Source organism: Stenotrophomonas sp. SMYL41 (genome assembly GCF_036319965.1).
Classification (GTDB): Bacteria; Pseudomonadota; Gammaproteobacteria; order Xanthomonadales; family Xanthomonadaceae; genus Stenotrophomonas; species Stenotrophomonas maltophilia_R.
In genome coordinates this window covers 12,098-34,699 of record NZ_JAWIRX010000024.1, presented here as the reverse complement: position 1 = coordinate 34,699, position 22,602 = coordinate 12,098, and the positions used below count along the sequence as shown (strand labels likewise).

Genomic DNA, 22,602 nt, shown 5'->3' with positions numbered 1-22,602 from the left:
CATGTCCCAGAACTCCAAGGCCAAGCGCGACAAGCGCAAGAAGCAGCAGGCCAAGCGCCCGTTCCTCCGCCTCAACGCCCAGCAGCAGGTGCAGAACCATGCCGTGCTGACCAACGAAGACGGCCAGGTGGTCGCGGCCATCGGCCTGCAGGGCCGTGAGTGGCTGCTGGCCATCGGCGGCCAGACCATGGGCAACGCCGAGAACCCGGTGCCGATGCTGGCCATGCTCAAGCACCTGGCCAACGTGCAGGAGAAGGAAGGCCGCAAGGTCAACCTGGAGTACTCCGAACTGCTGCAGAAGCTGCTCGACACCCTGGCGGCCGAATCCGAGCAGACCGCTGACGAGTACCTGGACAAGCTGGTCGCCGAGTTCGAAGGCGTCGACGCTGCTGAAGGCGAGGAAGGCGAAGCCGCCGAGGGCGACGTGGCCGAAGAAGCCGCTGCCGAGGCCACCCCGGCCGCCGACAGCGACAGCAAGCCGCAGGCCTGAACCGGCCGCGGCGGTGACGGTCTACGTCGATGACGCGGTGCATTCCTGGCGCGGACAGCGCTGGGCGCACCTGATGGCCGACACCCTGGCCGAGCTGCACGCGATGGCGGCGCAGCTCGGCATTCCCCCGCGGGCCTTCCAGAACAAGGCCAGCGGTGCCCACTACGACGTCACCGCCGAGCTGCGCGCGCAGGCGATCGCGCTCGGTGCGCGGGCGATTTCCCGTCACACCGACCGCGAGCTGGTCAAAGCCGTGATCGCCAACGCCAGGGCGCAATACCGGCCGTAGGCAGGCGCTGGCGGCTGCCGCGCGCTGGGGTGGGTGCGGACCGTGGTCCGCCCATCAGGCACAGGGCATGCCGACCAAGGTTGGCATCCACCCATGGGCGAGCTCCGCACCCACCTACCCTGCTCAGAACGGGTCGCTGCCCAGCCGGATTTCCACGTTCAGCAGCGAACACAGCGCCAGCATCGCGTCGTCGTCGCGGGTCAGCGCCATCACGCCGGTGAAGCCGTCGCTGCCGGCATCCACGCTCCACAGCGTGTAGTTGTGCTCGCGCAGGCGGTCGAAGGCGGTGGACATCAGCTGCACGCCGTCCAGGTCTGCGATGAAGTCCTCGTCGTCCAGGTCGCCGCCCCAGTCCAGCTGCAGGTTGAAGCGCGCCGACAGCTCGTTCACCGCCGACTGCAGCGATTCCAGGTCGTCACGCTCGACCTCGAAACCGGACTGCCAGGCAATGGCCGTGAACAACGCCGGCAGCCAGTCGCTGTCCGCCTCCAGCGGCTGCCCGTCCTCGGCCAGGTGCTCGCGCCAGCGGTTGAACTGCTGCAACGCCAGCTCTTCGTCGCCCGGGTTGATCAGCACCAGCAGGTTCCAGACCCGCGCCTCGAAGCCCTCCTCGTCGAAGTCGTGGATGTCTTCCTCGAAGTCGAAATAGTCGCTGTTGTCGGGCATGGCGGAACGTCCTCTGGGGCAGGCCGGCATTCTACGGTTTATCCTGTGCCGCTGAAGCCGGCCTTGGTGGCCGTCACTGTGAATGAAACGATGAGCGATACCCCTCCCGACCACCTGGCGATCAACCCGGCCAGCCCCTTCCATGATGCGCAGGCGCTGGAGCGCGGCGTCGGCGTGCGTTTCAACGACGTCGAGCGCGACAACGTCGAGGAATACTCGGTCAGCGAAGGCTGGATCCGCGTGCAGGCCGGCAAGGCCCGCGACCGCCGCGGCAACCCGATGACCATCAAGGTCAAGGGCAAGGTCGAGGTGTATTTCCTGGAAACGAAGCCGGAACAAGGCTGAAAGGTGTGCGGACCAAGGTCCGCACCCACCCGGGGTACACGGTCATTCGCGCTTGCGCGATTCCAGCAGGTCCAGGTTGCGGATCAGGCGCCGCGAGATCTCGTCGGAGATCACCCCGCGCCGGGTCAGGCGGAACAGTTCCTCGCGCTCGGCATTCAGGCCCGCGCTGCGCAGCTGGCGGTACCCCAGTTCCATGCGCCGTACCTTGTCAGGGTCCACGTCGGGCCCGTCGTTGTCCTTCTCCAGGTGCCGCTGGTACAGCAGGCTCACCCGCGAGGCGGCGTCGTTGTACAGCTGCACGTTCTCGGTGTTCTGGTTCATCACCAGCTGCTGGCGCATGCGTTCGACCCCGGCCAGCGCGGCCTTGGAGGACAGCTTGCGTGCCAGGTCCTCTTCCTTGCGCTCGCCCGAATCGGCTGGCAGCTGCAGGCCCTTCAGCAGCTGCGGCAGCGCCACGCTGGCGCCGATCAGCGAGAACAGGATCACCGCCGCCGCCAGGAAGATCACCAGGTCGCGCGCCGGGAACGCACTGCCGTCGGGCAGGAACAGCGGCAGGGTCAACACACCGGCCAGGGTGATCGCACCGCGCACGCCGGCCACCGAGGTCGCCACCACGATGCGCCAGTTCGGCGCCTCGCCCCGCTCCAGGCCGCGGCGGCGCGCGCGCAGCAGGTTCCAGCGCAGCGACAGCCATACCCACAGCAGGCGCAAGGTGATCAACGCCAGGTTGATCACCACCACGTACACCACCAGCCACCACGCACTCTGGTGGCCGGACTCGTTCATGGTGGTGGTGGCGCGTTCGACAATGCCCGGCAGCTGCTCGCCCAGCAGCACGAACATGATGCCGTTGAAGCTGAACTGCAGCATGTTCCAGACCCCCGCACGCTGCACGCGCATGCTGCCGGAGACGCGGCCGGTCAGCTCGACGTAGCTCATCGCGATACCGGCTGCCACGGCGGCAAGGATGCCCGAGGCATGGATTTCTTCGGCCAGCAGATAGGCCGCGAACGGGATCAGCAGGTTGACCAGCATCGCCGCACCCGGCTCTTCGCCGAACCGGCGCCACAACCAGCGCTGGAACGTGGACACGCCCAGGGTGACCGCCACGCCCACGGCAAGGCCGGCCACCGCCACCCACAGGAAGGTCAGCGAGGCCGTGGCCAGCGAGAAGGAGCCGGTCATCACCGCCGCCACCGCGAAACGGAAGCAGACCAGGCCGGACGCATCGTTGAGCAGCGACTCGCCTTCCAGGATGTGCATCAGCCGCTTGGGGATCGGTGCCTTGGAGGCGATCGCCCCGACCGCCACCGGGTCGGTCGGCGACACGATGGCCGCCAGCGCGAAGCACACCGCCAGCGGCATCACCGGAATCATCCAGTGGATCAGCAGGCCGGCACCGATCACGGTGAACACCACCAGGCCGAACGCCAGTTCGAGGATCGCGCCCTTGTCGCGGAACAGCCCCTGCTTGGGAATGCGCCAGCCATCGAGGAACAGCAGCGGCGGCAGGAACAGCAGGAAGAACACCTCCGGCTCCAGCGCATGGCCGCGGTTGAACACGCCGGCGATCACCGCGCCCAGGCCGATCTGCACCAGCGGCAGCGGCAACGAGAACGGGAGGACGCGAACCAGGTAGCCGCTGGCGACAACGGCCACCAGCATCGCCAGGACGACTTCAATGGTATGCATGCTTCTTCCAGGAAGCGGCGCGCGGGGAGGTTCGGAAGCCAGCGCCGGAAACCCGGAAAAAACTACCACACGCGGCCGCAACCGCGACGGCCGGGGCCGTCGCGCGTCAGCCCCGGCTCATGCCCCGTCGAAGCGGTACAGGTCCATGGCGAGGAATCCGGCATCGATGCCGGCGTCGATGCGGCGGGCACCAAATCCGCCCTCACCGGCCGCGCCCATCGCGAAGAACAGCGGCAACAGGTGCTCGTCGGTCGGGTGCGCACGTTCGGCGAACGGCGCCTGCCGGCGGTAATCGAGCAGGGCCTGGCGGTCATCGGCGGCCAGGCGCTGCTCCACCCACTCGATGAAGGGCCGCACGTACGGCGCTTCCTTGCCGTCCTGGTAGTCGCCCCAGTCGTGCAGGTTGTGGGTGATGCTGCCCGAGCCGACCAGCAGCACGCCCTGCTCGCGCAGCGGTGCCAGCGCGCGGCCGAGCGCGAACTGGTGTTCGGGGCCGAGCAGCGGCTGGATCGACACCGGCACCACCGGGATGTCGGCCTGCGGGCGCAGCAGCCGCAGCGGCACCCACGCGCCATGATCGAGGCCACGTTGCGGGTCGATGGCCACCGGCAGGCCAGCGGCGGCGATACGGCCGGCCACCTCTTCGGCCAGCGCCGGATCACCCGGTGCCGGGTACTGCAGTTCGAACAGCGCACGCGGGAAGCCGCCGAAGTCGTGGATCGTCGGTGGCTGCGGATGCGCGCCGACCCGCGGCTGGCGGCCCAGCCAGTGCGCCGAGGCCATCACGATGGCGCGCGGCGTCGGCAGGTCACGCGCCAGCTCGGCCAGGCGCACGCCGACCTGGCCCGGATGCAGGGCGGTCATCGGCGAACCATGGGAGATGTACAGCGAAGGCAGGCGGGACATGGAATCCTCCAGTTGCAGGGTCAGGCCGCGATCAGCGCGAACGCAGGGTCCACTTGCCATCGCCGACCAGGAACAGCACCACCAGCGCCAGCGCCCAGAACGCCGGGTATTCCCAGCCGCCGCCAGCATCGGCGAAACCGAAGCCGTTGGCCCCATGCACGGTGACGATGGTGCCGAGCAGCAGCGGCACGCCGACCAGGCCCACCCAGCGCGCATAGACGCCCAGCAGGAGCGCGACGGTGATCACCAGCTCGGCGCCGATGGTGAGGTAGCCGAGCACGCCGGGCAGCCCCAGCGACTCGAAGAACGCCGCCGTACCGGCCGGGGTGAATACCAGCAGCTTGGTCAGCGCATGGACCAGGAACAGCACGCCCAGGGCCAGGCGCAGCAGGGTGGCGCCGTAGGGGGCCAGCGGAGAAACCGGAGCGGTCGTGGTGTGCATGGGGAACCACCTTGAAGGGAGTGGGCACAGGTTATTGCGCCTCCGCGAGCCGATAAATACGATGGATTGACCGTATTTATTTCAAAAGGCGCAACAATGGACACCCTCGAGGCGATGCGCGTGTTCGTGGCGGTGGTCGATCGCAATGGCTTCAGCGCCGCCGCCCAGGCCCTGGACCTGTCCACTGCCGGCGTCACCCGCCAGGTCGCCGCGCTGGAAAAGCGCCTGTCCACCCGCCTGCTTCACCGCACGACGCGACGGGTCAGCCCGACCAGTGCCGGCGCCGCCTACTACGCCCAGTGCGTGCGCCTGCTGGCCGAGTTCGACGCGCTGGAGGCCAGCATCGGTGCGCAGGCGCTGGAGCCTTCCGGCACGCTGCGCATCAACGCACCGGTCAGCTGGGGCATCGCCCGCCTCGGCCCGCTGCTGGCCAGCTACCGCGAACGCTACCCGCAGGTGGAGCTGGACCTGGCCCTGTCCGACCGCCTGGTGGACATGGTGGAGGAAGGCTACGACGTGGCCATCCGCATCACCCGCGAGCCCGGGCCGACGCTGATCGCGCGCCGCCTGGGCGAATCGCGGGTGAGCCTGTGCGCCGCGCCGGCCTACCTGGCCGCACGCGGTACCCCACAGACACCGCAGGACCTGCAGGCGCACGCGTGCCTGAGCTACAGCTACTGGGCCGCCGGCGACCATTGGCCGCTGCAGGGGCCGGGCGGCGAAGTGAAGGTCTCGGTGAGCAGCCTGCTGCACGCCAACAACGGCGACGTGCTGCGCGAAGCGGCGATCGCCGGCATGGGCGTGATCCTGCAGCCCGACTTCCTGCTGGAAGACGCGCTGGCCGATGGCCGCCTGGTGCGCGTGCTGCCCGAGTGGGAGGCCTCGCCGATCGGCATCTTCGCGGTCTATGCCAGCCGCAGCCACCTGGCACCGAAAGTGCGCAGTTTCATCGACCACCTGGTGGAAGCCGGGGTATAGCCGAGTCTGGCGTCTGCCGGCCAGCGGCCGGCAGATGCGAAACCCGCTCAGGCAGGAACTTCATCCAGCGCGTCGATGATCCGTTCCAGCGGTGCCGGCCGCCCCAGCAGGTAGCCCTGCACCTGGTCGCAGCCGTGCGCGGCCAGCCAGTCCAGCTGCCCCGGCGTTTCCACGCCCTCGGCGATGATGGTCAGGCCCATGCTGTGGCCCAGTGACAGCAGCGCGCGGCAGATCGAGGCATTGCGTGGATTGGTTTCCACGTCGGCGACGAAGCTGCGGTCGATCTTCAGGATGTCCAGCGGCAGGTGCTGCAGGTAGGACATGCTGGAATAGCCGGTGCCGAAGTCATCCAGCGACACGCTGATGCCCTGCTCATGCAGGCGCTGCATGGTCTGCATCGCCTGCGCCGGCTTGCGCATCAGGCTGCTCTCGGTCAGTTCCACGTGCAGCGCACCGCGGGCCAGGCCGAAGTCCTGCTGGGCGCGGGTGAACTCGGCCACCAGGTCGCTGTTGAAGAACTGCACCGCCGATACATTGACCGCGATCGGCAGCTCGCCCCAACCGGCCTCGACCAGCCGGCGCTGCGCCTTCGCCGCCGCGCGGATCACCCAGCGGCCCAGCGCCAGGATCAGCCCGGTGTCCTCGCACAGCTGGATGAACTCGTTGGGCGGAATGAAGCTGCCGTCGGCCTGCGGCCAGCGCAGCAGGGCCTCCAGCGCGGCCGGGCTGCCATCGCTGGCATGCCGGATCGGCTGGAAATACAGCTGGAACTCGTTGTCGATGGCGGCGTGGATGCGCCCGGCCAGGCGCAGGCGATCGGCCAGGCGCGTGGTCACCGCCGCGTCGAACCAGACCACCACGTTGCCCTCGGCGCGCGCCGCGTGCGCGGCCTGTGCAGCCATGCCGATCACCTGTTCGGCGCTGTGGCCGTCACCGGCGATGTGCACGGCCACGCCGATGCGCGGTTCGAACTGGTGCAGCGAGTCCTTGCCACGCATCGGCGCCGACACGATCTGCAGCAGGTCGTCCAGCACGCGCTGGGTATCGTGCTCGGCACCGATGGCGAACACGAAGTCCTCCGCCGGCTGGAATGCCAGCGTGCCACAGCGCGCGCCCAGGCCACCGAGCCGGGTCGCCATCGACTGCAGCACCGCATCGCCGATCTCGCGGCCCAGCGTATCGGCCACCAGCTGCAGGCCGCGCAGCTGCACGAAGGCGATGGTGTAGCCCTCCTGCTGCTCGTCCAGCTGCTCGGTCAGGGCGCGCACGTTGAGCAGGCCGGTGGCCGGGTTGTGCCGTGCCTGGTAGGCCAGGTCACGCTCGTAGGCCAGCCGTTCGCTGACGTCCTCGGCCAGCACCAGGCACGCGGGCTGGCCATCGAAGTCGAGCCTGGACAGGTGGGCACGCACTTCGAACACGCTGCCGTCCTTGCGCCGGTGCAGGCGCACGGTGGCGTCCTGCAGCTCGCCGACGCGGGCCTTGGCGATCGCCCCTTTCACTTCGTCCCAGCCTTCGCGCGGCCGGATGTCGAGGATGCTCATCGCCAGGAACTCGTCGCGGCTGTAGCCGTACTGGCGCACCGCGGCATCGTTGACCTCGATGAAGCGCAGCGTGTCCGGGTCGAATACCCAGAACGGCGCCGGGTTGCGGTCGAACAACAGGCGGAAGCGGCGTTCCACCTCGCTCATCTGCTCGCGGGCCTGGTAGCGCTCGCTCAGATCGGTCAGCGCACCGATCATGCGGCGCTCGCTGTCGGCCACCTCCACCCGCTGCCCGCGCGCGCCCACCCAGCGCACTGCACCTCCGGGCAATACCAAGCGGAACACCTGGTCGAGCACCGCGCCACCGGCGAAGGCCTGGTCGAAGGCCTGCTGCAGGCGCGCGGCATCATCGCGATGCACCCGTGCGAAGAAATCGGCAACCGGCAGGGCATCGGTCTGCACGCCAAAGATCTCGCGCGCCAGCGGCGACCAGCGCAGCAGTGCGGCATCCTCGTCCACGTACCACGTGCAGACACGCCCGACCTGATGCGCCAGGCGCAGCTCGGCGTGGCCTGTCTTCAGCTCCTCGGCCATCGCCTGCTGGCTGCGGGTGCTGCGGCGCACGGCGTACAGCAGCACCAGCAACACCGCGATGTAGGCCAGCATGATCGCCACCGACGCCTGCAGGTACGGCCACCACGGCGCCAGCACGTCCTCGTCGGCCAAGCCGACCTGCACCGCCAGCGGGCTGCGTTCCAGCGTGCTGATGGTGATGATGCGCGGCACGCCGTCGACCACGCCGGGCAGGCTGCCCAGCTCGACCACCGCCTGCTTGCCGAGCAGGTCACGGCGCGGCAGATCGTAGCGGCGGCCCACCGTGCCGTGCGGGTCGGGCACGCGGGCCAGCATGTAGCCTTCGGCGTCGCTGATCGAGACCAGTCCGTTGGGGCCGACATCAAGGCCACCGACGATGCGCTGCAGTTCGCCACAGCGCAGCCGCGCCAGCAGCCAGCGGTCGCCGGCCATCGGCAGCGCCAGCGGGACCACCCAGCCGCCATCACTGGCCCGCTGCGGCGGGCCGATATACAGCGCGCTGCCCTGGCCTCGGCGTTGCGGGTCGGTCCACAGCGGCAGCTGCAGGTCGCCCTTGCCGGCCGTCAGCGGTCGGCCATGGCTGTCGAGCACCACGATGCTGTGCAGCTCGGCATGCCGGCGCAGCACGCCGCCGATGGAGGCATCCAGCAGGGCCGGCGCCTGTGCCGGCACGCTGCGGAACAGCTCGGCGGCGTCGGTGGCGATGCCGGACATGGCCCGCTCCAGGTTGCGCAGCTCCAGCGCCAGCAGGCGCTCGCTGCCCACCGCCAGCGCACGGCTCTGCCGCTGCGCCGCTTCCAGGCGACGGTGGTGGTCATTGGCCAGCATGGTGGCCAGGCCGGCCACCAGCAGCACGCCCAGCAGCACGCCGCCCCAGGTGATGGCGCGCAGCGGCCGGGCCAACGCCCGTTTCAGCGCGGGCATCGGTTGATCTTCCTTGTGCAGTCGGCTGGCTTCATGCGCGAACGAATCCTCCACGTCCCCGACCTCAACGGCCGGCGGACGCCATTCTTGACGCCTGACCCCGTCCTGCATGGCCACCTCCCCGTGTCCGCGCAGGGCTCCGGGGTCCAGCATGCACCACCCCGGTGACGGCGTGAAGATCGCGTCTGCGCGTTCAGCCAGATCCTGCACAGGGCGGGCCCTGCAGGGGGGCGGCCAGTGGCGCCGGAGCGGATTAGACTTGGGGTTTTCCGCTGCAAGAGAAGTCCATGTCCAAGCTGCGCCGTCCCACCCTGGCGCTGGCCATCGTTGCCAGCCTGTCCCTGGCCGCCTGCGACCGCCCGGCCGAACCGGCCGCCGGCACCGCCGCGCCGGCCGATGCCGCCCCCGCTGCGGCCAAGCCGATGCTGGGCAGCTTCGGCTTCGATGCCAGCGGCATGGACCGCAGCATCACCGCAGGCGATGATTTCTTCGGCTTCGCCAACGGCACCTGGGTGAAGAACACCGAGATTCCGGCCGACCGTTCGCGCTTCGGCAGCTTCAACGTCATCGCCGAGAAGACCCTGGCCGATACCCGCGCCATCCTTGAAGGGGCCGCCGGCAACACCCAGGCCAGCGGTGACGACAAGCTGATCGGCGATTACTACGCCGCCTACATGGACGAAGCCGGCATCGAGCAGCACGGCATCACGCCGGTGCAGCCGCAGCTGAAGGCCATCGATGCGATTGCCGACAAGGCCGGCCTGGCCCGCGCCCTGGGCGGCGACCTGCGCGCCGACGTCGACCTGCTCAACGCCACCAACTTCTACACCGACCGGCTGTTCGGCCTGTGGGTGTCGGTGGACCTGCTGCAGCCGGACCGCACCGCGCCCTACCTGGTGCAGGGCGGCCTGGGCATGCCCGACCGCGACTTCTACCTGGGCGGCGGCCGCATGGCCGAACTGCGCAAGCAGTACCAGGCCTACATCGCGCAGATGCTGCAGCTGGCCGGCGTCGCCGACCCGGCCGGCAAGGCGCAGCGCATCCTCGCGCTGGAAACGAAGATCGCGCAGGCGCACGCCACCCAGGAAGAAACCAACGACGTGACCAAGGGTGCCAACCCCTGGACCCAGGCCGACTTCGCTGCCAAGGCGCCGGGCATGGACTGGAACGCTTTCCTCGACGCAGCCGCGCTGGCCAAGCAGCAGGACTTCATCGTGTGGCAGCCCAAGGCCGTGGCCGGCCTGTCCAAGCTGGTCGCCACCGAGCCGCTGGATGTCTGGAAGGATTACCTGGCCTTCCACGCGCTGGACCGTGCCGCCGCTTACCTGCCGAAGAAATTCGCCGATGCCCGCTTCGCCTTCCACGGCACCGCGCTGAGCGGCACGCCGCAGCAGAGCGACCGCTGGAAGCGCGCGGTGGACGACGCCAACCATGCGGTCGGCGAAGCCATCGGCAAGCGCTATGTCGAGAAGCACTTCGACGCCAAGACCAAGGAACGCGCGGACGAGATGGCGAAGAACATCATCGCCGCCTTCGCCAAGCGCATCGATGCACTGTCGTGGATGTCGCCACAGACCAAGGCACGTGCCAAGGCCAAGGTGAACGGCCTGACCGTCGGCATGGGCTATCCGGAGAAGTGGCGCGACTACACCGGCCTTGAGATCCGCCGCGATGACCCGCTGGGCAATGCACAGCGCGCCGAGCTGTTCGAGTACCAGCGCAACATCGCCAAGCTGGGCAAGCCGGTCGACCACAGTGAGTGGGCGATGCTGCCGCAGACCATCAACGCGATGAACGTGCCGCTGGAAAACCGCCTGGTGTTCCCGGCCGCGATCCTGCAACCGCCGTTCTTCGACGGCGCCGCCGACGATGCGGTGAACTACGGTGCGATCGGCGCGGTGATCGGCCACGAGATCAGCCACGGCTTCGACAACGCCGGCGCGCTGTTCGACGAGACCGGCAAGCTGCACAACTGGTGGACCGCCGAAGACCTGAAGCAGTTCAACGCGGCCGGTGATGCGCTGGCCGCGCAGTTCAGCAGCTACGAGCCGTTCCCCGGCGTGCACGTGAACGGCAAGCTGACCCTGGGCGAGAACATCGCCGACGTGGCCGGCCTGGGTACCGCCTACGACGCTTACCAGCTGTCGCTGCAGGGCAAGCCGGGCCAGACCCTGGAAGGCTTCACCCCGGACCAGCGCTTCTTCCTCGGCTTCGCCCAGGCGTGGCGCAGCAAGAGCCGCGAGCAGGCCCTGCGCAACTCGCTGCTGACCGATGTGCATGCACCGGGCCAGTTCCGCGCACTGACCGTGCGCAACATCGACGCCTGGTACCCGGCGTTCGAAGTGAAGGAAGGCCAGAAGCTGTACCTGGCCCCGGACAAGCGGGTCAAGGTGTGGTGATGTGAATCGAACGGGCGCCGCAAGGCGCCCGTTTCATTTCCCGGTAGCGGCCACCCCTGGTTGGCACATGCCCCGCTCTGGTGGGTGCCAACCTTGGTTGGCACGGCATGGATCTACCTGCGGGTGGTGGCCGCCATCAGCAGAGCGCTCGCAGCCAACACCGCCGCCGCCCACAGCGTGGCGTGCAGCCCGATGCCATCGAGCAGCCGGCCACCGCCCCATGCACCCAGTGCGATGCCGATGTTGAACACTGCGACATACAACGCCGTGGCGATCTCCACGGCCTGCGGCACCGCTTTCATCATCCAGCTCATCAGGCCGACCGACACGCCGCCGTAGGCCAGGCCCCACAGCAGCAGCACCGCAATGCCGCCGGCCGGCGTGCCGCCCAGCCACAGGAACAACAGCGGCGTCAGCAGCAGGCCCGATGCGATCAGCAGCAGCGTGCCACGTGGATGCCGCGCGGCCATCGGCCCGGCGATGAAGTTGCCAGCGATGCCGGCCAGGCCGTAGGCGAACAGCAGTGCACCGATCCACGACGGTTCCACGCTGGAGACGGCTGTCAGCAGCGGCCGCACATAGGTAAACGCGATGAAGTGCCCGGACACCAGCAGCACGGTCAGCCACAGACCACGCCGCAGGTCGTGCTGGCCAAGCTGCTGCACGAACTGCCGCGGCCGCACCGACGCGGTGACCGGCAACGCCGGAACCACGCGCAGATGCAGCAGCATCACCGCCGCGCTGAACAGCGCCATCGCCGCAAACGCGCAGCGCCAGCCCAGTGCGTCGCCGATCAGTGCGCCCAGTGGCACGCCCAGCACGGATGCGGCGGCCACGCCGCCGAAGATGATCGAGGTGGCCAGGCCGATGCGCTGCGCAGGTACCAGACGCGCTGCCAGCCCACCGGCGATGGCCCAGATGCCGCCCATGCAGAACCCCACCAGTACGCGCGCGGCCAGCAGCCATCCGATGCCCGGTGCCAGTGCCGACGCAAGGTTGGCGATCAGCAGCAGGCCCAGCAGCACGCACAGGATGCGGCGACGATCGATGCCACCGGCTGCGATCACCACCAGCGGTGCGAACAGCGCCGCCAGCAGCGCCGGCAGGGAGATCATCAGCCCGGCGGTGCCGGTGGAGGCACCCAGATCGTCGGCGATAGGGGTCAGCAGGCCCACCGGCAGCATTTCGGTGGTGACCACCGAGAACGTGGCAAGGCCGACGGCGGAAACCGCCCACCACGGCGGACGGGGCACAGGCGCGGCGTGCGCAGGCGATGATGCGCTCACGGGATGATTCCTTCAGGGGATGTGGATGCGGCAGACGGGCGCAGTGCACGTTGCGCGAGCACGGCGAACAGCAGCACGCCGCCGCCTGCCACCAGCGCAACGACAAAGCCGCTGCGCACGCCCCCCGCATCGACGCTCTGCCCGGACAGCGCCGCGCCCAGCGCCACACCGATGTTCAGTCCGGCCAGCAACCAGGTCATGCCTTCGGTGAGGCGCGATTCGGGCACGCGCTGTTCGACCAGCGACATCGCCACGATCATCGTCGGCGCGAAGAACAACCCGGCCAGCAGCACCGCCACGGCCAGCGCCGGCAGGCTGCCGACCCACAGCAACGGCAGCGTGGTCAGCGCAGTGGCCGCAGCGCCGGTCAGCAACAGGCGCGGTAACGGCACCTGCAGCTCCAACGCACCGAACACCAGGCCCGCTGCGCAGCTGCCCAGCGCATAGGCCGACAGCACCGCGCTGGCGGCCACCGGCTGCCCCCGCTGTTCGGCGAAGGCCACGCTGGTGATGTCGACAGTGCCGACGATCACGCCCATCGCCAGCATCAGCAACGCCAACAGGCGGATCTCCGGCTGCCGCAGCAGCGAGCGCGAGGGTATTGCGCCTTCGTAGTGCCGCAGCGGTGGCTCGGTGCCCCGCTGCAGCACCAGTGCGGCGACGCCGACCACCAGCAACAGGGCGGCCGCCAACACGCCGGCCTGTGGCCATACCGCCACCGACAATCCAACTGACAACGGCGGCCCGGCAATGAAGGTGACCTCGTCGAAAACAGTTTCCAGCGAATACGCAGTCTGCAGCTGCGGGCGACCGCGGTGGATCGCGGTCCAGCGCGCACGCACCATCGCCGACACGCTGGGCATGCAGCCGGCCAGCATCGCCGCAATGAACAGTGTCCAGTCCGGCGCGGCCAGCAGCGTGCAGGCGAGCAGAGCCAGCAACCCGGTGGCACTGCCCGCCGTGGCCCAGGGCAGCACCCTGCCCTGCCCACGCCGGTCGACCCAGCGCGACACCTGCGGCGACAGCAGCGCGTAGGTCAGCACGAAGGTGGCCGACACCGCGCCGGCCAGTGCATAGCTGCCGCGCAGCTGCGACAGCAGGGTGATGATGCCGATGCCGGTCATCGGCAACGGCAGGCGTGCCAGCAGGCCCGCGAGGGCAAGGCCAGCGGTACCGGGGGTGGCGAACAGGTCGCGGTAGGGGGTGGCCATCGAATTCTCCAGGGCAGCGGCTTGCCTGGCGCACGCGGCGCCACGACAATACATACAGAGCGTATGAATAAGAGGCTACATTCATACGCCTCGTATGTAAATAATCATGCACCGCGTATGTAAGGAGCTCCGAATGGTCCGTCGCACCCGCGCCGAGATGGAAGAAACCCGCGCCAGCCTGCTGGCCGCCGCCCGCCGGGTATTCAGCGCGCATGGCTATGCCGCCACCTCGATGGATGACCTGACCGCCCAGGCCGGTCTGACCCGGGGTGCGCTCTACCACCACTTCGGTGACAAGAAGGGCCTGTTGGCAGCCGTGGTCGCCCAGCTCGACGCCGAGACCGACCTGCGCCTGCAGGCGATCAGCGACGGCGCAGACGATGCCTGGCACGGCTTCGTGCAACGCTGCCGCACCTACCTGGAATTGGCGCTGGAACCGGAGATCCAGCGCATCGTGCTGCGCGACGCGCGCGCGGTGCTCGGTGGCGCCTCACCGGAATCGCAGCGCCACTGCGTGCACTCGATGCAGCAGCTGATCGAACAGTTGATCGCGCAGGGCGTGGTGGCACCCGTGGATGCGCAGGCATTGGCATCGCTGATCTACGGCAGCCTGGCCGAGGCCGCGTTCTGGATCGCCGAGGGCGAGGACGGTGATGCGCGCCTGCGCAAAGCAACGACGGCATTGGAAATGCTGTTGCGTGGGTTGAAGGTGGCCGGGTAACGCCCATCCACGCATGGCGTGGATCTACTGCGGAAGCCGCTCGCTTCTGCGGCACCGCGTGAAACACGTGCCAACCAAGGTTGGCACCTACCCGGCAACCGCGGGCCACTCGCGCAGGACGTCCACCGGCACGCCCATGCGCGCACAGGCGCGGCTGGCCAGGCCATCGGGCAGCGCGCGGCGGAACAGCGGCGCCATGCCCTGCATCAGCTTCGCTGAAGCTGCCGCCTGCGCGCGCTGGCGCGCATTGCGTTCAAGCATGCCTTCGGCCCAGTCCGGCAGCAGTGCCGCGCCCGCACCCAGGAACACTTCGCGCGACAACCCCGGCACCGGTACCGGCAGGCGCACCCCGGACAGCACCTCCAGCACCTCGCGCGCGCGTTCGTCGACGCGCAGCTCCGGCTGCCGTGCACAGAAGTACACCGCCACTTCCGCTTCGCTGCGCGGCACATCCACCGCGCCCAGCGCCTCGGCCACGCAGCGGTATTCGTCGTAGTAGCGATCGGCGATGGGTGCCGGCACCTCGCGTCCGTAACGACGGAAACCCTGCAGGAACCCGAATGCTTCGGTCACGTGCACCCAGGTCAGCAGCTGCGGATCATCGGCGGCGTAGGGTTCGCCCTGCGCGGTCTGCCCGCGGATCTGCGCATGGATGCGGCGTACCTTGGCCACCAGCGCCTCCACCTCGCCGGTGGGCGCATAGCTGGTGCCGGCAACGAAGGCCGTGGTACGGCGCAGGCGCCCCACCAGGTCCTGGCGGAAATTGGAGTGGTCATAGACCCCGGCCAGCGCGCGGGGGTGCAGCGTCTGCAGCATCAGCGCGCACAGGCCACCGGCCAGCATCGAGGGGAATTCGGCGTGCAGCCGCCAGGTCACACTGTCCGGGCCGAACCAGCCCGGGTCGCCCTGCGGATGGTCGTAATCGATGCCGCTCTGGCCACGCGGGAAGGCCTCCAGTACCCAGCGCCGGATCGGCGCGGTGACGGGGCGGGAGAGTCGCTGCAGCAGAGCCGGCATTGCAGATCCAGGAAAGGCGGAGGAACGGCCGCACGTTGCGCGGTCGACACCGATTCTGGGCGATCACGACGGCGGCGGCGAGTCTCCGCGCTCAGCTACGATTTCATGTGCGACTGCAGCACGTTTCACCCTGCGACATCCTGTCGCAGGCTGCGACCGCGATGCTGCCATGCAACAAGATCCACCCATTCAGACAAAACCCTTGCGCCGCTTGGCATTGCGCCCATTGCACGGCTCGCTGGAAGTGCTAGAACTGAACCCGCCACACCGTCCAACGCTGATCGACGCACGTTCCACAAGGAGCCAGCCATGATTGCTTTGTTCAAGGGTTTGGGACTACTGCTTCGCGACAACGAGCTCTACAGCAGCCCGTTCGAAAAACAGGTCGCGCACTGGCGCAGCCTCAGCGAGCAGCAGATCCGCGATGAAGTGGCTGTGCTGGCCCAGGCCAAGTGCCAGTGGCTGATCGCCTCGATCGTCGGCTGGCAGGCGGCCTCGTTGCTGATCCTCGGCCTGATCACCAACTACCTGTGGCGCGACGATTACCACATCACCTTCACCCGCGTGGTCGTGGTGTTCGGTTCGTGGATCTCGATCCTGTTCGTGATCTGGTTCATGGCCAACATGTTCGACCGTACCGCCGGTTTCGAGCGCTGGATGAAGGCCTTCAACAGCCGCGCCCGCATCAGCTCCAAGGCTGACAGCGTCGAGCACGTGGCCGAGGCGCTGGACCTGGCCGAGCACTACCCGGAAGTGCTGGACTACAAGCAGGCGGTTACCGCCAAGCGCGAACTGCGCCATGAAGACATCCGCATCATGACCGAGATCGGGCGGATGAAGCAGCACTCCGAACTGGTCGGCCGCCTGAACCATGTGGGCGAGACCGAACACCATCACGACCTGACGCTGCAACCTGCCTACTGACCCTTCAGGGAAGCGGGGGGACCCACAATGCCACCGTGATCACTCACGGTGGCATTGTTCCATGGCGTCCTGGCTGACGCACTGGCGGAAGCCGTCGGGCAGGCCACGCAGGGCTTCGGTCCTGCCTGCTGCAACCGCGAACCGGCGCAGCGGCGGCGTGGCACACGCGGCATCGGGGCTGCAGGCCGGATCGAGCACCAGGTAGTGGCAGGCGCCACTGCTGCTGGCAATGCACTGGAAGCGTGCCTCGCCATCGACGACGGTGCCCTTGCTGTACAGCGTATCCACGCCGTTGGCCTGGATGCGGGTGATCGAGGTGTTGCGGGATTTTTCGCAGCCGGCCAGCGCCAGCACGACGACGCACGCAATCAGCAGACGGGGCATGTTCGTTCCTCGGTGCAGGGGTGATGCAGCTGCGGCTACATGCCGCGGAACAGGCTCATGAACGGCTGGCTGACCACCAGCGTCTCCGTGCGCCCGCGCAGGCGCAGCACGCCGCGCCCGGTGTCGTCGCGGCTCACTGCCGCCACCGCCTTCATGTTGACGATGGTGGAGCGATGGATCTGGCGGAAGTGCTGCGGATCGAGCACTTCCAGCAATTCGCGCAACGGTGTGCGCAGCAGGCTTTCGCCGGCGGCGGTGACCACGGTGGTGTACTTGTTGTCGGCGCGGAAGTAGGCCACGTCTTCCAGCATGATCAGCTGCGTCTCGCGGCCGTTGCTGGCGGTGATCCAGGCCAAGGGCGGGCGCTCGGCAGCGCCCTGCGATGGACCCAACCGCTGCAGCAGCCGCTCCAGCACGGCGTCATCCTGGCGCGTCGATGGCAGCCGGGACAGGATGCGTTCGCGGGTCGCCAGCAGGCGTTCGTCACTGACCGGCTTCAGCAGGTAGTCCATCGCACCCTGCTCGAACGCATCGATGGCGTACTGGTCGTAGGCGGTGACGAACACCACCTGTGTGCGCGGGCTCAGCTCGGACAGCGAGCGCGCGACTTCGATGCCGCTGATGCCGGGCATGCGGATGTCGAGAAAGGCGATGTCCGGCTGCGTCTCGGCCAGCTGCTCCAGCGCGCTAGCACCATCCTCGCACTGGGCCACCAGTTTGAGGTCCGGCCACAGCCGGCCCAGCTGCTCCACGAGTGACTGCCGCAGCAGTTCCTCATCTTCGGCGATCAGGGCTTCAAGCGGCATGGCTGCGCTCCTTGTGCGACTGCGGCAGGGTCATGGTCGCGGCCACGCCGCTGGGGAAGTTGGCAACGATCGCCACGCCGGCCTGCTCACCGCAGGTCAGGCGCAGGCGTTCGCGCAGGTTCTTCAGGCCGATGCCGGTGCCACTGGTGCCCTGGCCGAAGCCGAGCCCATCGTCGGCCACGGTCACGGTCACGTGGTCGTCGAAGCCACGCGCCAGGATCCAGATCGTGCCACCGCCGGGCTTGGGTTCCAGGCCGTGCTTGATCGCGTTCTCCACCAGCGTCTGCAGTGCCATCGCCGGCAGGTGCACGCCGTGCAGTTCGTTCGGTACCTGCACTTCCACCGCCAGGCGTGCGCCCATGCGGATACGCAGGATTTCCAGGTAGGCGCGGGTGCGCTCCAGCTCCACGCCCAGCGTGGATACCGATTCGTCCACCTGCGGCAACGAGCTGCGCAGGTACTGGATCAAGTGGCCGAGCATCTGTTCGGCACGCGCCGGGTCGGTGCGCGTCAGTACCTGCGCATTGGCCAGCGTGTTGTAGAGGAAGTGCGGTTCCACCTGCGCGTGCAGCAGGTTCAGCCGCGCCACCGACAGTTCCTTTTCCACCTGGGTCTGCTCGGCCGCGGCCTGCTCGTCGCGGCGCTGGTCGGCAACACGGCGGCTGATCGCGCGGGTGACCGCTTCGGCGTTCTCGTAGTTGCTGCCCTCGTCCAGCGCCAGCAGGTCGGCCCACCAGCCGGCGTCCGGTTCGAACAACAGGGTGACGGTGCTGGTGCCCTGCCCTGGCGTGACCGTGGCCAGCACGCTGTTGCGCTTGATCGCCAGCCGCGCCGGCAGGTTCCAGCGCGACGGTTGGCGGCCGTTCCAGAGGTCGACGCGGCGTACATAGGCGCGCACCTGCAGGCTGCCGGCCGAGCTTTCCACCTCTTCCACCCGCGGCAGTTCACCCACCGCCGCCTCGACCACGGCGAAGGCGTGGCCGGCATCCATCGGCAGTTCGATCTGCCGGCGCTGGCGTCCGGACAGGGTGGCACCATCGAGGCGGCCCGCCACCAGCCAGACCCGGCGCACATGGGTCACCGCACTGCCCAGCGCGGAGATCATCAGGAACATCACCAGCAGCCCGAATACCCAGCCGGGACCATCGTTCATGCCGCTGAAAATACCGCTCCAGACCATGCCGGCCACGAACAGTGCCGCGGCCCAGGCCAGCAAGTGACGGAGGATGAGGGAGAGGCTGGCGATCACGGCGGCGCCTTGGTGGAAGGGGGTGAGCCGAGCATAGGGCGGCCCATCGGGCAAGCAAGCGGGCTGCGACGAAGGCCTGGAAAGCGGGGATGGAAGGCCATCTGGTAGAGCCGGGGACTCGCCTGCGCAAGCCGTGGGCCCCTCTCAGCAGCCTCCACACCCCCGCGCCTCCGGCGCTGCCCCCTGACTCAGGGGGCGATTACTGCGGGTTGCAGGCGCCTTACTTGCGCTGGTCGGCGCTGGCGTCACGCACGGCGCGGAACGACTCGTCCTTGCTCCAGTTCGGCCAGCTGCGCGCGTTGGCCAGCTGGTTGCCCAGCGTGTACAGCACTTCCAGGTCGCGGGCGGCACCGGCGAACACCCAGTCCGGCTGCCACTCGTCGCCCTGCTGGTGGTAGCGCTTGGCGGTGTAGTCCTCGGAGGCCTTCTTGCCTGCGGCCACGCCACCGTCCACCCAGTCCTGGCCGGCCGACCAGGACAGCGCCGGCACGCCGCGCTTGGCGAACGGGAAGTGGTCGGAGCGGAAGAACAGGCCCGCTTCCGGCTTCGGGTCCGGCGTGTAGCGGATGTCCCAGCCCTTGGCCACGTCCTTCAGCTGGTCCAGCAGCTCGAAGCGCGCGGCACCGTAGATGCCGAAATCACGCGACGGGCCGAACGGTGCCATGCCGTCCATGTTGATCACCGCCACGGTCTTTTCCAGCGGATACAGCGGATGGGTGGCGTAGTACTCCGAACCCAGCAGGCCCTTCTCCTCGGCGGTGACCGCCAGGAACAGCAGCGAGCGCTGCGGGCGCTTTTCCTTGGCGAAGCCACGGGCCAGTTCGATCAGCGAGGCGGTACCACTGGCATTGTCCAGTGCGCCGTTGAAGATGCGGTCGCCGCGTGCGTCCGGCTCACCCACGCCGATGTGGTCCCAGTGCGCGCTGTAAATGATCGTCTCGTCCGGGTGACTGCTGCCTTCCAGGCGCGCGGCGACGTTGTGCGAGGTGATCACTTCGGTCTTCACCGCGTACTTCGCGTCCAGGCTGGCGCCGGTCAGCGCCACCGGGGTGAAGTCGCGCTGCTGCGCCTTCTTCTTCAGCGCCTCGAAGTCCTGCCCGGCGGAGCGGAACAGCTCCACCGCCAGGTCACGCTGGATCCAGCCTTCCAGCAGCGGATGGCTCTCGGCCGGGTTGTCGCGCACCACATCGAACATGGTGTTGGTGTTGGAACCGGCCACGGTGGCCCAGCCATACGACGCCGGCGCGGTCTCGTGCACGATCAGCACGCCCAGCGCACCCTGGCGGGCGCCTTCTTCGTACTTGTAGGTCCAACGGCCGTAATAGGTCATGCCCTTGCCGTCGAAATCACCCTGGCCGGTTTCGAAGTCCGGGTCGTTGATCAGCACGACAGCGATCTTGCCCTTCAGGTCCACGCCCTTGAAGTCGTCCCAGTTGCGCTCCGGGGCCTTCACGCCGTAGCCGAGGAACACCAGCGGGGCCTTGCTGATGTCGACGTTGCTGGCGCCGTTCATGGCGGCACGCACGGCGATCTGCTTGCCCTGCTCCAGCGCAACGGTCTTGCCGCCCTGGTGCAGCGCCAGCTGCGGTGCGCCGACGATGTCGCCCTTGCGCAGCGGCACGGCCTGGGTCCACAGGCGCTTGCCGTCCTTGAGGTCGCCGCCCGGCTGCAGGCCGGCGTCGGCGAACTGCTTGCTGAGATAGGCGATGGTCTTCTCTTCGCCGGCAGTGGCCGGCGAGCGGCCTTCGTAGGCGTCGGAGGCCAGTTCCTTGACGTCGGCGGAGATCCGCGCGCCATCGAATTTCGGGGTGGCCGCCATCAGTGCGCTCGACACCGACAGGGCCAGCACGCCCAGTACCACTCGTTTCATTGCTCTCTCCAGCAGGGAAATCCTTCTGGAGTGTAAGGGGTTCGGCAGGGCTGCGCCCTGCACCCGCAGAAACAACGGCAACGGCCGAAGCAACAGCAACAACAACAGCAGACGCAGGCATTCCGTGGGATGGCGGGGTGGGTCCGGTTGCGGGGGACGCTGCTGTTGGTGGGTGTCGACCTTGGTCGACACGGACGGAAACAAGAAGGGATCAGATCCCTTTCCCTGCGGGAAAGGCCTCTGACCCCATCGGTGTGTTGCTTGGGCCTGTTACCAGTTCGGATCTTCGGCCGGGGCGGCGGCAGGCTTGGGCTTTGGCTTGGCCGCCGGGCGCGCGGCGGCGGCCGGTGCAGCCGAGGACGTTGCGCCAGCAGCGGCGGCAGCCGGCTTGCTGCCGAGCTTCTGGCGCAGTTCGATCTGGCCCGGACGGAAGCCGCCGCGCAGCGCGTCGACGCCGTCCTCAATGGTGCCGTACGAGGTCTGTGCAGCAACGCGGTCGATGCGGATGGTGCAGCACGGGTGTTCACTGCGGCCCAGCGAGCGGCCGGTCTGCGGGTCCTTCAGTTCCTCGCCCAAGCGCACGGCCTGCCAGCGCTGGCCGGCCTGCAGGGTTTCGCCGCCCTGGCTCAGCACCACCTGGTCACCGTCCACCGAAACCACCGACACCGGGAACAGCGTGGTGACGATGGTGGTACCGATCTGGCCGGACAGTGATTCCATCATCGCCGCGGCCATGTTGCGGCCGTTGACCACGCGCGGCAGGGTGCTCGGGCCGGTCGAGGCCAGCTGGTGATCGAAGCTGTCGGACATCACCACCTGGCCGGTGGTGGCGTTGATCAGGCGCAGGGTGACGCGGCCGCCACCGGCGTACGAGGTCACCTGGCGGTCGGACATGCGCAGGTTGCGCACGCTGCGCGGGTACTCGAAGCGTTCGATGGTCGGGATCAGGATCAGGTCGGTCGCCAGCTGCTGGCCGACGCGGGCGGTGTCCTGCAGGCGCACGTTGCCGCTGTTGATGTGGTCGATCTCGGCCTGCAGTTCGTCGCCGAACTCGCGGTCCAGCACGATGAAGCGCTGGGTCTGGGTCAGCGTGTCGGACAGGCGCGCGCGGATCGCGTCGGCCACTTCATCGGCACTCACGCGGCCATCGCCCACGGCATAGCTGCCGGCCTTGGTGCGCGGCAGCGCGACCACGATCTTCGGCTTGCCCTGCTCGTCCGGTGCACGGTACTGGGCAATCTGTGCACGCACGCGCACCTTCCAGTAACTGCGCATGCTGCGATGGGTCACGTCGGAGTCGAACGAGCTGGCGCCACGCTTGGCATCGACGCTGACCTTCTCGTCGTAGCTTTCCCTGACGCTGGCCGAGCCGCCGGCACCCTTGGCCGTGGCTTCGCCGGAAGCGCTGGCAGACGCCGAACCCTTGAAGCTCCAGCCTTCATCGCTGGCGCGCACGCGTGCGATGGTTTCCTCGTCCAGCTGCCGCACTTCGTCCTGCGACAGGATTTCATATCCCAGCACCGCGCCCTGCGAGCCGGCGATCATCTGCTGGGTGAACGCGTCGGCGCGGATATCGCCGACGTGTTCGTCATCCACATCCACATGCAGGCCTGCACGCAGGCTCTGCATCTGGCTGGCCACGCGTACGCCGTTGACCTGCGCCACCGCCGACTGCAGCGCCGCCAGCACCGCCAGTTCCGGGGTGCTGCCGATGCCGTCGGCCTCGCGCGCGACCTGGGTGGTGCCGCCGAAATCCGGCGTGCCACGCAGGGGCGCGGCGTCCACTGGCGCATTGCTGGCCAGTGCACTGGTTGCCTTGTCCTTGGCGGGTGCGGGCGCTTCGGCCGGGGTGTCCTGCTTGCCACAGGCTGCAAGCAGCGCGGCGGCCAGGCCCAGGCCGATCAAACGGGAGGTCGTACGCATGGGGA

The 22,602-nt window shown here is 68.4% G+C and carries 20 protein-coding genes; 7 read left to right on the top strand and 13 right to left on the bottom strand.

Annotation, left to right across the window (positions count from 1 at the left end):
- Nucleotide 1: 1 nt before the first annotated feature.
- Together V3B30_RS20635 and V3B30_RS20630 are read left to right on the top strand one after the other, a co-directional pair.
- A complete protein-coding gene (locus V3B30_RS20635; RefSeq protein WP_049463467.1) occupies nt 2-490 on the top strand; it encodes a hypothetical protein in 489 nt (162 codons plus the stop codon).
- Between the two features lie 13 nt (nt 491-503).
- The gene (locus V3B30_RS20630) at nt 504-779 is read left to right on the top strand and encodes a DUF4031 domain-containing protein (protein WP_262083016.1); all 276 of its coding nucleotides are present in this window, start codon (nt 504-506) and stop codon (nt 777-779) included.
- A 123-nt stretch (nt 780-902) separates the two neighbouring features.
- On the opposite strand, the gene V3B30_RS20625 is transcribed toward V3B30_RS20630, so the two are convergent.
- Nucleotides 903-1,445 carry a hypothetical protein gene (locus V3B30_RS20625; protein ID WP_100471151.1) on the bottom strand — a complete coding sequence of 181 codons (543 nt, stop codon included), beginning with the start codon at nt 1,443-1,445 and terminating at the stop codon, nt 903-905.
- A gap of 90 nt (nt 1,446-1,535) precedes the next feature.
- On the opposite strand from V3B30_RS20625, the gene V3B30_RS20620 reads away from it, so the two are divergent.
- Nucleotides 1,536-1,790, top strand: coding sequence for a DUF3297 family protein (locus V3B30_RS20620; RefSeq protein WP_262083015.1), 255 nt, complete (start codon nt 1,536-1,538; stop codon nt 1,788-1,790).
- Nucleotides 1,791-1,832: 42 nt separating this feature from the next.
- On the opposite strand, the gene V3B30_RS20615 is transcribed toward V3B30_RS20620, so the two are convergent.
- The 3 genes from V3B30_RS20615 to V3B30_RS20605 form a co-directional block, all read right to left on the bottom strand.
- Entirely contained in the window at nt 1,833-3,482 is a 1,650-nt protein-coding gene (locus tag V3B30_RS20615; protein ID WP_100471150.1) for a Na+/H+ antiporter, read from the bottom strand.
- A gap of 117 nt (nt 3,483-3,599) precedes the next feature.
- Nucleotides 3,600-4,388, bottom strand: coding sequence for a class III extradiol ring-cleavage dioxygenase (locus tag V3B30_RS20610; protein WP_100471149.1), 789 nt, complete (start codon nt 4,386-4,388; stop codon nt 3,600-3,602).
- A gap of 31 nt (nt 4,389-4,419) precedes the next feature.
- The gene (locus tag V3B30_RS20605) at nt 4,420-4,830 is read right to left on the bottom strand and encodes a DoxX family protein (RefSeq protein ID WP_262083014.1); all 411 of its coding nucleotides are present in this window, start codon (nt 4,828-4,830) and stop codon (nt 4,420-4,422) included.
- A gap of 96 nt (nt 4,831-4,926) precedes the next feature.
- On the opposite strand from V3B30_RS20605, the gene V3B30_RS20600 reads away from it, so the two are divergent.
- Nucleotides 4,927-5,808, top strand: a complete 882-nt coding sequence (locus V3B30_RS20600) for a LysR family transcriptional regulator (RefSeq protein ID WP_100471147.1) — start codon at nt 4,927-4,929, stop codon at nt 5,806-5,808.
- A 47-nt stretch (nt 5,809-5,855) separates the two neighbouring features.
- Here V3B30_RS20600 and V3B30_RS20595 read toward each other — a convergent pair whose 3' ends face one another.
- Nucleotides 5,856-8,918 carry an EAL domain-containing protein gene (locus V3B30_RS20595; protein WP_262083013.1) on the bottom strand — a complete coding sequence of 1,021 codons (3,063 nt, stop codon included), beginning with the start codon at nt 8,916-8,918 and terminating at the stop codon, nt 5,856-5,858.
- 176 nt (nt 8,919-9,094) lie between these two features.
- On the opposite strand from V3B30_RS20595, the gene V3B30_RS20590 reads away from it, so the two are divergent.
- Nucleotides 9,095-11,206 (top strand): M13 family metallopeptidase, encoded by a 2,112-nt coding sequence (locus tag V3B30_RS20590; RefSeq protein ID WP_262083012.1) that lies wholly within the window; start codon nt 9,095-9,097, stop codon nt 11,204-11,206.
- A 113-nt stretch (nt 11,207-11,319) separates the two neighbouring features.
- Here V3B30_RS20590 and V3B30_RS20585 read toward each other — a convergent pair whose 3' ends face one another.
- Both V3B30_RS20585 and V3B30_RS20580 read right to left on the bottom strand, forming a co-directional pair.
- Nucleotides 11,320-12,492 carry an MFS transporter gene (locus V3B30_RS20585; RefSeq protein ID WP_262083011.1) on the bottom strand — a complete coding sequence of 391 codons (1,173 nt, stop codon included), beginning with the start codon at nt 12,490-12,492 and terminating at the stop codon, nt 11,320-11,322.
- Nucleotides 12,489-13,703: an MFS transporter gene (locus tag V3B30_RS20580; protein ID WP_262083010.1), complete on the bottom strand. Its 1,215-nt coding sequence runs from the start codon at nt 13,701-13,703 to the stop codon at nt 12,489-12,491. The genes V3B30_RS20585 and V3B30_RS20580 overlap by 4 nt, the downstream gene beginning before the upstream one ends.
- A 133-nt stretch (nt 13,704-13,836) precedes the next feature.
- Here V3B30_RS20580 and V3B30_RS20575 point away from each other — a divergent pair, with 133 nt between their 5' ends.
- Nucleotides 13,837-14,424 (top strand): TetR/AcrR family transcriptional regulator, encoded by a 588-nt coding sequence (locus V3B30_RS20575; protein WP_262083009.1) that lies wholly within the window; start codon nt 13,837-13,839, stop codon nt 14,422-14,424.
- A gap of 87 nt (nt 14,425-14,511) precedes the next feature.
- Here the strand turns inward: V3B30_RS20575 and V3B30_RS20570 are convergent, their stop codons facing one another.
- Nucleotides 14,512-15,441, bottom strand: coding sequence for an oxygenase MpaB family protein (locus V3B30_RS20570; RefSeq protein WP_262083008.1), 930 nt, complete (start codon nt 15,439-15,441; stop codon nt 14,512-14,514).
- Between the two features lie 309 nt (nt 15,442-15,750).
- Here V3B30_RS20570 and V3B30_RS20565 point away from each other — a divergent pair, with 309 nt between their 5' ends.
- Nucleotides 15,751-16,365, top strand: a complete 615-nt coding sequence (locus V3B30_RS20565) for a hypothetical protein (RefSeq protein ID WP_014035825.1) — start codon at nt 15,751-15,753, stop codon at nt 16,363-16,365.
- 39 nt (nt 16,366-16,404) lie between these two features.
- Here V3B30_RS20565 and V3B30_RS20560 read toward each other — a convergent pair whose 3' ends face one another.
- The 5 genes from V3B30_RS20560 to V3B30_RS20540 form a co-directional block, all read right to left on the bottom strand.
- Nucleotides 16,405-16,749 carry a hypothetical protein gene (locus V3B30_RS20560; RefSeq protein WP_262083007.1) on the bottom strand — a complete coding sequence of 115 codons (345 nt, stop codon included), beginning with the start codon at nt 16,747-16,749 and terminating at the stop codon, nt 16,405-16,407.
- Nucleotides 16,750-16,784: 35 nt separating this feature from the next.
- Nucleotides 16,785-17,555 carry a LytTR family DNA-binding domain-containing protein gene (locus tag V3B30_RS20555; RefSeq protein ID WP_262083006.1) on the bottom strand — a complete coding sequence of 257 codons (771 nt, stop codon included), beginning with the start codon at nt 17,553-17,555 and terminating at the stop codon, nt 16,785-16,787.
- Entirely contained in the window at nt 17,545-18,804 is a 1,260-nt protein-coding gene (locus V3B30_RS20550; protein ID WP_088023868.1) for a histidine kinase, read from the bottom strand. The genes V3B30_RS20555 and V3B30_RS20550 overlap by 11 nt, the downstream gene beginning before the upstream one ends.
- A 220-nt stretch (nt 18,805-19,024) precedes the next feature.
- The gene (locus tag V3B30_RS20545; RefSeq protein ID WP_100471137.1) at nt 19,025-20,674 is read right to left on the bottom strand and encodes a M28 family metallopeptidase; all 1,650 of its coding nucleotides are present in this window, start codon (nt 20,672-20,674) and stop codon (nt 19,025-19,027) included.
- Between the two features lie 270 nt (nt 20,675-20,944).
- On the bottom strand, nt 20,945-22,597 hold the full coding sequence (locus tag V3B30_RS20540; RefSeq protein ID WP_262083005.1) for a CsgG/HfaB family protein: 1,653 nt from the start codon (nt 22,595-22,597) through the stop codon (nt 20,945-20,947).
- Nucleotides 22,598-22,602: the final 5 nt, after the last annotated feature.